Genomic DNA, 11,707 nt, shown 5'->3' on the forward strand with positions numbered 1-11,707 from the left:
TCTCACCCCCGTGCACACCCCTGCCCCCATACACCATTCAGCACCCGTTTCTGGCCACATCAACGCATCTTCCTCGTACGGCAGTTGACGTAGACCCGGCAGTAACATGCCAATCCGCAGTCAACCCGCACCCGAAGCGCACTAGCGTGCGGTGCCGCGACAGGAGGCACCATGCGATCCAGCAACCGCGGCGGACTGATCAGTGGGACAGGGCTGATCGTCGCCGGACTGACGGCGACCCTCGTCGCGCTGATCGTTCCGATCTGGTCGTACGCGGACCGCTCCGGCACCGGCGTGCACGCGCTCAACGCGTCCACCGTGTCGACGCAGTACGGTCCACTGTCCGGCCTGGACCGGGAGTTCATCACGAAGGTCCGGCTGGCCGGACTGTGGGAGCTGCCGGCGGGGCAGCAGGCCGAGCAGAAGGGCACGACCCAGGCCGTGCACACGGCGGGCGAGCACCTCGTCGAGGGCCACACCTTCCTCGACGCGCGTGTCCGCGTCGTCGCCGCGCGCCTCGGGCTCGAACTGCCCAACCAGCCGAGCGAGGAACAGCGGTCCTGGCTGGCCACCCTGGCGGCGGCCCGGGGCGAGGAGTACGACCGGGAGTTCGCCAACCTCCTGCGCAAGGCACACGGCAAGGTCTTCTCCCTGGTCGCCCAGGTCCGCGCCACCACCCGCAACTCCCTGGTCCGCGACCTCGCCGACGACGCGAACGCGACCGTGCTCGACCACATCAAGGTCCTGGAGGCCACCGGGCTCGTCGACTACGACGCCCTGGCCCACGACGCCGCCTCCGCGAGCACTCCGCCCCTCACCAACTCCCCGGCCCCGCCCGGCCCCGCCGACGATCCCGGCTCGCCGATCCCCGTGACCCCGTCCCCGGACTACAGCCTGCCTCCGGCGGCCGTCGGCCCCGAGGAGGACCGGCCCTGAAGCGGAACGTGATGTACCGGTGACCGCCTGTCCGCATCCTGAACAACCCATGGCGATCCGGCGGCCGTTCACATAGAAAAACGCTCATGCTGTGGCCACTCCTCCTGCTCCTGGCCTGGGTCGCCGTCGGCACGGCGTGCATGCGGCTGTGTCTGGCCGCCGCGCGCTCCGGCGCCGAACCCGGGGTCGTACGCCGTGATCTGACGCTGTACGAGGCGGCGTTTCTGTCCGGTGGCCCCGCACGGGTCGCCGAACTGACGCTGGTGGCGATGGCCCGGCAACGGCGTCTGCTGCTCGCGCACACCGGTTGGGCGACCGTGGTGGACCCGGACGGGCGCGACGACATGGAGCGTTCGGTGATAGGAGCCATAGGCCCTGAGGGCCAGTCACGGATCGCTCCCGTACGGCAGTCCGCCGCGGCCGCGGAGTCCGTACGGCGCCTCGCCGACCGGCTCGTCGCGGCGGGCCTCGCCGTACCGGACGGCACGCGGACGACGGTCGCGGAGGCCGTCCGCCAGGTGCGGGGCTCCGCGCTGCTCGTGACCGCGCTGGGCACCGTCGCGCTGCTGATGCCGGCACACGACTCCGCCGTGGACCCGGTCCTGGTCGCCCTCTGGTTCGCGCTCCCCCTGATCCTCAGCCTGAGCTGCCTGGCCATCGCCCGCGTCGAGGTCCACCCGTACTCGCGCTGGGCGTCGCCGGCGGGCCAGCGGCTCCTCGCCGCGCTCACCCGGCACACCGAGGGCGACGACGACCGGACGTACCTCACCTCGGTCGCGGTGCGGGGTGTCCGGGCGGCAGGGGAGCCGGAGGTGCGGGCGGCGTTCGGGCATCGCTGAGCAGGCCGCATGGCGGGGCACTGCCTCTCGCGCCCCTGGCCGGGCGCTATCAGGGGCATTGGGGTCTCCCGCAGCGGCCCGGTTGCTTTACTTCCCCCTACCTCGAACGAAACATCCCTTGTGTTGCTGCGGAGCGCCGAAGGGATACGCGATGAGAGCTGCCGTGCTGTACGGAACCGCCGGGTCCTTGGTTCTGTCCGCCCTCGTCGCCGCGCCGGCCGGCGGTGCCCCCCGGTGGCCCGGGAGCCGGGCCACGGCCGAGACGCTCGGCACCGAGATCGCCGCCGAGCGCGCCTCGAAGGAGGGCATCCGGTTCGGCGCGTGCCCCAAGGAGGAGGGCCTGCCCGGCAGCCTCCAGTGCGGCACCGTCACGGTGCCCCTCGACTACGCCCACCCCGACGGCCGGAGGATCAAGCTGACTGTGAGCCGGATCAAGGCCACGGGCAAGAGCCCCGCGAAGGGGAAGATCGCACGGCAGGGCGCCCTCGTCTACAACCCGGGCGGACCCGGCGCCTCCGGCATGGCGTTCCCGCTGATCGGCCATGTCCCCGGGTGGAAGCGCATCGCGGCCGCGTACGACCTGGTCGGATACGCCCCACGTGGGGTCAACCGCTCGGCGCCGCTGTCCTGCCAGGACTCCAGGCGCTTCCCGCAGGGGCCCACGGAGGCACCGACGTACCCCTCGGAGCGGTACAAGAGGGAGCGCGTCGCCCGGGCGAAGGCGTACGCGAGTGGCTGTGCGAAGCGGAGCGGCGGCCGGCTGCGGCACTACCACTCGCTCAACAACGCCCGTGACCTGGACGTGCTGCGGGCAGCGCTCGGCGAACCACGGCTGACGTTCATGGGCGCCTCGTACGGCACGTACTTCGGGGCGCTGTACGCGACGATGTTCCCCTCGCATGTGCGCAGGATGGTCTTCGACTCGGCGGTGAACCCCGCCCCCGGCCAGATCTGGTACCGGAACAACCTCGACCAGTCGGCCGCCTTCGAGGGCCGCTGGACGGACTTCCGCGTGTGGATGGCCCTGCATCACAAGACGTACGGGCTCGGGGACAGCGCGGAGAACGTGCTGAGGAGCTACGAGAGGGCGCGGGCGCGGCTGGCCGCCGAGCCTGCGGGCGGCACTGTGGGGCCCGGTCAGTTGCACGGCACGTTTCTGCAGGCCGCTTACTTCGACGACTACTGGCCCTCACGGGCGCAGGCGCTGTCCGCGTATCTGAAGGGCGACCCGAAGCCGTTGGTCCGGCTGGCCGGTCCGCACCCGGAGGCGGCGGCCGGCCGGGAGAACGCCGACGCGGTGTACACGGCCGTCGAGTGCAACGACGCTCCCTGGCCCACCAACTGGCGTGTCTGGGACCGCGACAACACCCGTCTGGCGCGCACGGCACCCTTCGAGACCTGGGCCAACGTGTGGACGAACCTGCCGTGCGCGTACTGGCCGGTGCCCCGGCAGCGTCCGCTCGATGTGCGCACGGGCCCCGGTGAGCTGGCGCCGACGCTGATCCTTGCCGCCGAGCGGGACGCGGCGACACCGTACGGCGGTGCGCTCGAACTGCACCGGAGGCTGTCCGGCTCGGTGCTGGTGACCGAGCAGGACGCGGGCACGCACGGTCTCGCGGGCGGCCCCAACATGTGCGTCAACGGCTACCTGGAGACCTACCTCCTGGAGGGCCGACTCCCGGCAGGGGAGGCGGGGTGCGCCCCGCGTCCGGAACCACTGCCGAAGGGGCCGGGCGGCCGCTCCGCCAAGGGACAGGCCGCCCCGTACCTTCACTGATCAGGCGAGACCAGCGATCAGGCGAGCCCCTCGACCAGCTCAGCCACCGACCTGCGCCGCCCCGTGCTGCATCGCCCGGGGGCCAACCCCCGGACCCCCGGCCGAGAAGACCCGACCGGCCTCCTCGTCAAGCGAGCCCCGCCACCAACTCCGCCACCGACCTGCGCCGCCCGGTGAAGAACGGCACCTCCTCGCGGACGTGCATACGGGCCTCGGAGGCGCGGAGGTGGCGCATGAGGTCGACGATGCGGTATAGCTCGTCGGCCTCGAAGGCCAGGATCCACTCGTAGTCGCCGAGGGAGAACGAGGCGACCGTGTTGGCGCGCACGTCCGGGTAACCGCGGGCCATCTTGCCGTGGTCGGCGAGCATGCGGCGGCGGTCCTCGTCGGGCAGCAGGTACCAGTCGTAACTGCGCACGAAGGGGTACACGCTGACGTAGTCGCGGGGCGTCTCGTCGGCGAGGAACGCCGGGATGTGCGAGCGGTTGAACTCGGCGGGGCGGTGCAGCGCCATGTTCGACCACACGGGCGTGAGCGCGCGGCCCAGCTTCGTACGGCGGAAAAGGTTGTACGCCTCCTGGAGCTGGTCGCTCGTCTCGGCGTGCCACCAGATCATGAGGTCGGCGTCGGCGCGCAGACCCGACACGTCGTACGTGCCGCGGACCGTCACGTCCTTGGCAGCGAGCTGGTCGAAGAGCTCCTGGACCTCGTCGGCGTAGCCCGCGCGGTCCTCGGGCAGCACGTCCTTCAGCTTGAAGACGGACCACAGGGTGTAGCGGATGACCTCGTTCAGGTCCTTGGCCAGCTTGCCCTTGTTCGGGATCCTGCCGGACTCGGTGGTGGGGGCGTCGTCACTCATGAACCTATTCTCCCGCTCCGCCGTGCAGGCTCTGCACCGGGTTGGCGGTGAGCTGCTGCACACCTCGCCGGTCGCCCCCTTTATTGGCTCGTTCACCTCCGGGACGCTCCAGCCGGTGCCGAGAGCCCGATCGTGCTCAGCCCTTCGGGCCTCCGCGCGTTCGACCTCTCGGCACCGGCGCGCCCCTACGGTTCACTCGCGGTGGATCTGGTCCACCGCCGCGTAGGCGCTCGCGATGCACGCCGGGATACCGACGCCGTCGTACGCCGCGCCGCACACGGCCAGCCCCGGGAGCCCCGCCACCTGCTCGCGGATGCGGGCCACGCGCGCGTGATGGCCGACGGGGTACTGGGGCAGACCGTCGTTCCAGCGGGTGACGCGGGTCTCGACGGGCTCGGCGGTCAGTCCGGCGGCCTCGCGCAGGTCATGGCGGGAGACGGCCACGAGGTGGTCGTCGTCGTGGGTGAGGATCTCCGTCTCGCCGTACCGCCCGACGGAGGTCCGCAGGACGAGGACGCCGGGGTCCTCGTCCGCGATCCAGGCCCACTTCTGGGACGCGAAGGTGGACGCCTTGATGGTCCGCCCGTCGACCGGCGGCACGAGGAAACCGCTGCCCTCGGGGAGGGCGGTGCCGGCGCGGCGGTAGGCGAGGGTGACGAGGGCCATGGAGGCGTACTCGACGGCGGCCAGCCCGGTCGCGGCGGCGGGTGCCTCGGCACGCAGCAGCTCGGCTGCGGCCGGGGCCGGGACGGCCACGACGACCGCGTCGGCGTGCAGGACACGGTCGCCCGCGACGACACGCCACGCCTCCCGGGTCCGGCGCAGCTCGCTCACCGGCGTCCCCGTGAGGATCTCGCCGCCCCGCGCGCGCACCGACGCGGCGACCGCGAGCGGCAGCCCGCCCACTCCTCCCTCTATGCCCATGAACACCGGCCCGGTCTGCTGAGCGGCGGCGGCCCTGGCCTGCACCTCACGGACGGCCTCCGTCAGGGACACGTGGGCGCGGGCCGGCCCGAAGAGCTGGGGGACGGCCGAGCGCATCGAGATGCGGTACGCGTCGCCCGCGTACACACCGCCCAGGAGGGGCTCCACCAGGCGGTCGACGACCTCCCGGCCGAGGCGGGCCGCCACGTACTCCCCCACGGCCACGTCGTCGCCGAACTCCGTGCGGGGCAGGTCGGCATCGCGCTCGATGCGCTTGAGTCCCTCCTCGGAGAGCACCCCGGCCAGGGCGGACGCCGTGCCGGGCACGCCCATGACGTGGCCCTTGGGCATGGGGCGGAGGGCGCCGCGGGTCCAGATCGAGGCGGTGGCCGTGGCGGGCGGCTGGAGGCGGTCCGTTAGGCCCACCTCACGGGCCAGGCCGACCGCCTCGGGGCGGCGCGCCAGCATCGACTCGGCGCCGAAGTCCACCCGCACGCCCGCGATCTCGCCCGGCAGCAGCTTGCCGCCGACCCTGTCCGACGCCTCCAGGACGGTCACGCGCGCGCCCCGGTCCAACGACCGGTGCGCGGCGGCCAGCCCGGCGATTCCGCCCCCGATGACGACGACGTGCCCCGCCCCCGCACTTGATCCACGCATGCCTCCACCTTCTCAGACCCCACTGACAGCCCGGTGACACCGGGTGATCGACCGGTGTCCCGGCCGAGTCCCGACCGTGACCGCATCGGGACCGGAAGGACCCAACGTCCCGGGCCGTTCCGGCGTCGAAGGTACGTCCGTCACGACAACCCTCGGGGGTAAGCCGACATGGCCGAAACGCGCGTACGACGATCCCGGCGACCTGTGCGGGCGCTGGCCGCACTGTTCCTCGTCAGCGCCCTGGCGCTCGCCGGGTGCAGCTCGGGCCAGGATTCCAACAGCGGCGACAGCAGCAAGGCCGAGGCGGCCTCGCAGCAGCGGGGCGGTGCCGGTGCCGACTACAGCGCGAGCGACAGCAAGGGCGGCAGCGCGGGCAGGGCCACCCGGGCGCCCGATCCCACCGCGAGCCACATCATCCGCACCGCCTCGCTGACCGTGCGGGTGAAGGACGTGCCGAAGGCCCTGGACGCGGCCCGCACCACCACGGAGAACGCGGGCGGGTTCGTCGGGGCCGAGACCACCACCCGCGATGGCAAGGGCCGCGAACGCACCCGTGTCACGCTGCGCGTGCCCACCGACAAGTACGAGGAGGTCCTGGGCGATCTGGAGGGCACCGGCGAACTGGTCGAGCGCGAGGCGAAGGCCGAGGACGTCACCGACCAGGTCGTCGACGTGGAGAGCCGCATCACGTCGCAGCGGGCCAGCGTGGCCCGGATCCGCGAGCTGATGGACCGGGCGACGAAGCTGAGCGACGTGGTCACCCTGGAAGGCGAGTTGAGCAGCCGTCAGGCCGATCTGGAGGCCCTGCTCGCCCGTCAGGCGTCCCTGAAGGACCGCACCGGCCTCGCCACGATCAGGCTCTCGCTGACCGAGACCCCGGTGAAGAAGGCCGGCAAGGACGACGACCCGGGCTTCCTGGACGCACTCGCGGGCGGCTGGAACGCCTTCGTCACCATGTTCCGCTGGATCGCGCTCGCGCTCGGCGCACTGCTCCCGTTCCTCCTGGGCGCCGCCCTGCTGATGCTGGTGTGGGTACGGGTCGTACGGCCCAGGCTGCCGCGGCGGCCGGCCACGGCGTCCGCGTCGGCGATGTCCGCGCTGGGCCCGCTGCCGCAGGCCCGCCCGGCACCGGGGTCCGCGCGAGCACAGGAGAGCGGCGAGCAGGACTGAAATCTCCAGTCCCCGTAGCGTGTTCGCATGAACATGAGCGGTGCGCGGGGTGCGCGGGAGCGAATGGTCGTGATCGGTGGCGACGCGGCGGGCATGTCCGCCGCGTCGCAGGCGCGCCGGCTGCGGGACCCCGAGGAGCTGGAGATCGTGGCCTTCGAGCGGGGCCACTTCACGTCCTTCTCGGCGTGCGGCATCCCGTACTGGGTGGGCGGCGACGTCACCGACCGGGACCAGTTGATCGCGCGCACACCTCAGGAGCATCGCGCGCGGGCGATCGACCTGCGACTCCGCACGGAGGTCACGGAGATCGACGTCCCCGGATCACGCGTCCGCGCGCGGGACGTCGATTCCGGCGCCGAGTCGTGGACGTCGTACGACAAGCTCGTGATCGCGACCGGCGCCCGCCCGATCCGCCCACCGCTGCCCGGCGTCGACGCGCCGGGCGTGCACGGCGTGCAGACCCTGGACGACGGACAGGCACTCCTCGACACACTGGCCGCCACGAAGGGCCGCCGCGCGGTCGTGGTCGGGGCCGGGTACATCGGTGTGGAGATGGCGGAGGCACTCATCAACCGCGGGTACGAGGTGACGGTCGTCAACAGCGGCCAGGAGCCCATGTCCACGCTCGACCCCGACATGGGACGCCTGGTCCACCGGGCCATGACGGACCTGGGCATCACGATGGTGAACGACGCCGAGGTCACCAGGCTGCCGACCGGAGAGGACGGACGGGTACGGGCGGTCGCCACGGAGGACACCGAGTACCCGGCGGACGTGGTGGTCCTCGGCATCGGCGTACGCCCGGAGACGGCGCTCGCGAAAGCGGCGGGCCTCCCGCTCGGCGACCACGACGGCCTCCTCACCGACCTGGCCATGCGCGTGCGCGGCCACGAGAACATCTGGGCCGGGGGCGACTGCGTGGAGGTCCTCGACCTGGTCTCCGGCCGCGAGCGGTACATCGCGCTGGGCACGCACGCCAACAAGCACGGCCAGGTCATCGGCACGAACGCCGGCGGCGGATACGCCACGTTCCCCGGCGTGGTCGGCACGGCGGTCAGCAAGGTCTGCGACCTGGAGATCGCCCGCACCGGCCTGCGGGAGAAGGACGCACGCCGGGCGGGCCTCCAGTACGTAACGGCCACCATCGAGTCCACGAGCCGCGCCGGTTACTACCCGGGCGCCGCCCCCATGACCGTCAAGATGCTCGCCGAACGCCGCACCGGCCGCCTCCTCGGCACCCAGATCGTCGGCCGCGAGGGCGCGGCCAAACGCGTCGACATCGCGGCGGTGGCCCTGACGGCGGGCATGACGGTGGACGGTATGACATCGCTGGACCTGGGCTACGCCCCACCGTTCTCCCCGGTCTGGGACCCGGTACTGGTGGTGGCGCGCAAGGCGGTGAACGAGCTGCGAAGCAGCGAGTTCTAGGGGCGCGGGGAACTGCGCGACCAGCCACGACGAACCCGCAGCCAAAAAGCGACAGGCCCCCCACGGCGCCCACTGCCCAACCAGCGGAGCTAAGCCGTTCCGTTGATCCTCTCGATCGCCTGCCGCGCCTGCTCCGCCGGCGGTCGCGGCGGCAACGACGACACGGACGCGCTCATGGTCATCGCGGGCGGCTGCTCACCCGCCGGCTTCGCATGGGTGGCAGCCGCCCGCGCGGAGCGCAACCGGTGGCTGACGGCCTCGTCGAGCGTCACGGGCCGCTTCATCTGCGCGGCGAGCCGGCCGGCCTCCTGGCCGAGCCGTGCCACGTCCTCCCAGGGCAGGCGCACCACCAGGGTGATCTCGGCCTCACCGTCGGGCGTGGCGTGCATCGGAGGAGTTACTCGGTCGTTCATCGCCTGATCCTCACGTAGTTGACCGCATCACGGGCGTTGAGGAGACATACGTACGCAGAGACGGCCGCGTTCACCCACTGGGGCGCAACGTCGCGTGGTAGGCGCGTGGCTCGGCGGCGACACACGGTTCCGGGGTCCGACAGAGGGCACTAGTTCCTTGTGGTCATCCCCGTCCATGATGTGATGCCCGTACGCACGACGCCGTATGTGACGTACGCGCTGATCGCTACCAACGTCCTCGTCTTCCTCCTCATGCCGGGTCTCTCCGGTTCGGTGGCGGGTGACAGCGGCCTGGCGCAGCTGTGCCATCTGCAGGCCTTCCTGGACCACTACGCGGCGGTGCCGCGGGAGCTGATTTACCACCAGCTGCCGCGGCTGGTGCCGACGGGCCAGGTCGCGTTCGACCCGCAGCGGGGACCCGGGTGTCTGGTGGGTCCGCCGGGCTACGTCAAGTCACCGGTGCTGTCGGTGTTCACGGCGATGTTCCTGCACGGCAGCTGGCTGCACCTGCTGGGCAACATGCTCTTCCTGCTGATCTTCGGCAACAACATCGAGGACCGGCTCGGCCATGTGCGGTACGCGCTGTTCTACGTGGTGTGCGGGTACGCGGCCGCGTACGGGTACGCGCTGGCGAACTCCGACTCGACCGCCCCGCTGATCGGTGCGTCCGGGGCGATCGCCGGGGTGCTCGGCGCGTATCTGGTGCTCTATCCCAGGGTGAGGGTCTGGATCCTCGTACCGTTCCTGCTGTTCCTGCCCCTGCGGCTGCCTGCCTGGGTCGTGCTGGGCTTCTGGTTCGGGCTGCAGGCGGTGTACTCGTCGGGCGCGGCCATCTCGCATGCCGGGACCGTGGCGTACGCGGCGCATGTCGTCGGCTTCGTCGTGGGCATGCTGCTGGCCTGGCCGCTGCGCCCCGGCACGCCGGCTCCACCGGAGCCACGCGGCATCCTGTTCGGCAGGCGCGCTCGGCCGGGCTGGTGACGGCGACACCGCGTCACATGTGATCCTGGTCCGCGCCGTCAGCGGCCTCTCTGGCCGCTTGCACGGTACGGAATGCCCGCCGGTAGGCCGACGGCGACGTACGCATGGTCCTGGAGAAGTGGTGGCGGTAGGTCACCGGCGACTCGAAGCCCACGGCCGTCGCGATCTCCTCCACCGAGGCATGCGAGGTCTCCAGCAACGGCAGGCTCGCCCGTACCCGCTGCGAGATCAGCCAGCGGATCGGTGACGTCCCCGTGACCTTGGCGAAGTGGCGCAGATAGCTGCGCTCGGACATCAGCGCCTCCCGGGCGAGCGCAGCCACCGTGACCGGCTCGCTCAGGTGCTCCAGGGCCCATGCCATGCTGCGCGAGATCCCGTGGTTCTCGGACGGCACCGACACCGGCGCCTTGATGTACTGGGCCTGGCCGCCGTCCCTGTGCGGCTGGATCACCAGACGACGCGCCACCGCATTGGCCAGCTCCGTCCCGAAGTCCTTGCGTACCAGGTGCAGACACAGGTCCAGAGTGGCGGCACTGCCCGCACCGGTCAGAACGTCCTCGTCGTCGACGTACAGGGGATTCGGATCCACCTCGACCCGTGGGTGGCGGGTGCGCAGCAGATCGGCCCAGCGCCAGTGGGTGGTGGCCGGCCGTCCGTCGAGCAGCCCGGCCGCCGCCAGCGTGAACGCGCCCATGCACGTCGAGACGATGCGCGCACCGGCGCGGTGCGCCGCCCGCAGCTCTGCGATGAGCGCGCCGGACGGCGGCACCTCCGGATCGGCGCTGCTGGGCACGATGACCGTGTGGGCCAGACGCAGCTGCCGTAGCCCGTACCGCGTGGTCAGGACGGCACCGCCCGCCATGGGCACCGAGGAGGGCCGCTCCGCGCAGAGCCGCAGCTCGTAGTGCGCGGGGATCAGATCGCTCAGATACGGCCCGAAGACCGCTGTGACCATGCCGATCTCGAAGGACGAGGTCTGATCGGTCACCAGCACGGCGACGCGGTACGGAGGGTCTTGCTGCCGCTGGATCATCCGTCGCTCCTCTGCGGGGACGCTGGCGGAATCTTAGCGGACAGTGTCACCACCGCCACTGTTCCGGGACGGCCCCTCGCGGGATCGTGGCAGACAACAGCGCACAAAACTCAGAGGGGCAGGGACGGACATGCGCGCACTGGGCATCGCCTGCAAGCGTTTCTTCCGCGACGTGTGCTACGGCATCGACGCGGCCAACGCGATCCGCCACGGGTTGAAGCCGGCGCCCCGGCCCGGCCGCAGGAGCGGCTGACGGCAGGGGCAGCGGCGTCGGGTCACTACTGGCCGGGCACGAGTGCGTTGCCGCGGGTCGTGTCGGGGGTTGTTCGCAGCGGCCTGAACGCGTTTCGGGCCGGAGAGTTTCCGGGCACAGGGGAAGGGCCGGGTCTGACGGGGCAGTCAGAACCGGCCCTTTGTCAGGAAAACCCGGTCGTGTTACCGGGCCTGGCGGCGGTATCCGGGAGTTCACATGCGGCACCCGAACCGACCACGAGACCCGGGCCACCGCGGAGGCGGCGATCCCGGGTACCCGCGAGTGATACGGGAACCGGGCCCTGTCGGGCCTAGTCTTCTGAGTCAGGAATTCTGTTCAGATAACTGGCGAGGCGTTCGAGGATCTCGTCCGCGGTCTTCGTCCAGACGTAGGGCTTGGGGTCGGTGTTCCATGCGGCGATCCAGGTGCGGATGTCT

The 11,707-nt window shown here is 71.5% G+C and carries 11 protein-coding genes and 1 pseudogene; 7 read left to right on the forward strand and 5 right to left on the reverse strand.

All coding sequences use genetic code 11. The features are described 5' to 3' along the window. Positions 1 to 171 precede the first annotated feature (171 nt). From FPZ41_RS40155 to FPZ41_RS40165, 3 genes are all read left to right on the forward strand, one after another. Complete coding sequence (locus tag FPZ41_RS40155; protein ID WP_152868988.1) at positions 172 to 936, forward strand: DUF4142 domain-containing protein; 765 nt, start codon at positions 172 to 174, stop codon at positions 934 to 936. Between the two features lie 86 nt (positions 937 to 1,022). Continuing rightward, the gene (locus tag FPZ41_RS40160; RefSeq protein ID WP_152868990.1) at positions 1,023 to 1,775 is read left to right on the forward strand and encodes a TIGR04222 domain-containing membrane protein; all 753 of its coding nucleotides are present in this window, start codon (positions 1,023 to 1,025) and stop codon (positions 1,773 to 1,775) included. Positions 1,776 to 1,926: 151 nt separating this feature from the next. Continuing rightward, positions 1,927 to 3,552 (forward strand): alpha/beta hydrolase, encoded by a 1,626-nt coding sequence (locus FPZ41_RS40165; protein WP_152868992.1) that lies wholly within the window; start codon positions 1,927 to 1,929, stop codon positions 3,550 to 3,552. A gap of 127 nt (positions 3,553 to 3,679) precedes the next feature. Here the strand turns inward: FPZ41_RS40165 and hemQ are convergent, their stop codons facing one another. Further along, positions 3,680 to 4,411: a hydrogen peroxide-dependent heme synthase gene (hemQ, locus tag FPZ41_RS40170; protein WP_152868994.1), complete on the reverse strand. Its 732-nt coding sequence runs from the start codon at positions 4,409 to 4,411 to the stop codon at positions 3,680 to 3,682. 192 nt (positions 4,412 to 4,603) lie between these two features. Beyond that, on the reverse strand, positions 4,604 to 5,992 hold the full coding sequence (gene hemG / locus FPZ41_RS40175) for a protoporphyrinogen oxidase (RefSeq protein ID WP_152868996.1): 1,389 nt from the start codon (positions 5,990 to 5,992) through the stop codon (positions 4,604 to 4,606). A 168-nt stretch (positions 5,993 to 6,160) separates the two neighbouring features. On the opposite strand from hemG, the gene FPZ41_RS40180 reads away from it, so the two are divergent. Both FPZ41_RS40180 and FPZ41_RS40185 read left to right on the forward strand, forming a co-directional pair. Next, positions 6,161 to 7,162 carry a DUF4349 domain-containing protein gene (locus tag FPZ41_RS40180; protein WP_152868998.1) on the forward strand — a complete coding sequence of 334 codons (1,002 nt, stop codon included), beginning with the start codon at positions 6,161 to 6,163 and terminating at the stop codon, positions 7,160 to 7,162. 27 nt (positions 7,163 to 7,189) lie between these two features. Further along, positions 7,190 to 8,590 carry an FAD-dependent oxidoreductase gene (locus tag FPZ41_RS40185; protein ID WP_152869000.1) on the forward strand — a complete coding sequence of 467 codons (1,401 nt, stop codon included), beginning with the start codon at positions 7,190 to 7,192 and terminating at the stop codon, positions 8,588 to 8,590. Positions 8,591 to 8,679: 89 nt separating this feature from the next. On the opposite strand, the gene FPZ41_RS40190 is transcribed toward FPZ41_RS40185, so the two are convergent. After that, a complete protein-coding gene (locus FPZ41_RS40190; protein WP_152869001.1) occupies positions 8,680 to 9,003 on the reverse strand; it encodes a hypothetical protein in 324 nt (107 codons plus the stop codon). Between the two features lie 159 nt (positions 9,004 to 9,162). On the opposite strand from FPZ41_RS40190, the gene FPZ41_RS40195 reads away from it, so the two are divergent. Then, the gene (locus FPZ41_RS40195; protein WP_322621340.1) at positions 9,163 to 9,984 is read left to right on the forward strand and encodes a rhomboid family intramembrane serine protease; all 822 of its coding nucleotides are present in this window, start codon (positions 9,163 to 9,165) and stop codon (positions 9,982 to 9,984) included. A gap of 13 nt (positions 9,985 to 9,997) precedes the next feature. On the opposite strand, the gene FPZ41_RS40200 is transcribed toward FPZ41_RS40195, so the two are convergent. Then, the gene (locus tag FPZ41_RS40200; protein WP_152869005.1) at positions 9,998 to 11,017 is read right to left on the reverse strand and encodes a GlxA family transcriptional regulator; all 1,020 of its coding nucleotides are present in this window, start codon (positions 11,015 to 11,017) and stop codon (positions 9,998 to 10,000) included. Positions 11,018 to 11,147: 130 nt separating this feature from the next. On the opposite strand from FPZ41_RS40200, the gene FPZ41_RS49695 reads away from it, so the two are divergent. Next, positions 11,148 to 11,270, forward strand: a complete 123-nt coding sequence (locus FPZ41_RS49695) for a hypothetical protein (protein WP_265584284.1) — start codon at positions 11,148 to 11,150, stop codon at positions 11,268 to 11,270. Positions 11,271 to 11,580: 310 nt separating this feature from the next. Here the strand turns inward: FPZ41_RS49695 and FPZ41_RS40205 are convergent. Continuing rightward, a pseudogene (locus tag FPZ41_RS40205) lies at positions 11,581 to 11,707 on the reverse strand (IS630 family transposase); the annotation flags it as partial.

It is taken from the genome of Streptomyces acidicola, from assembly GCF_009377235.1.
Taxonomy (GTDB): domain Bacteria; phylum Actinomycetota; class Actinomycetes; order Streptomycetales; family Streptomycetaceae; genus Streptomyces; species Streptomyces acidicola.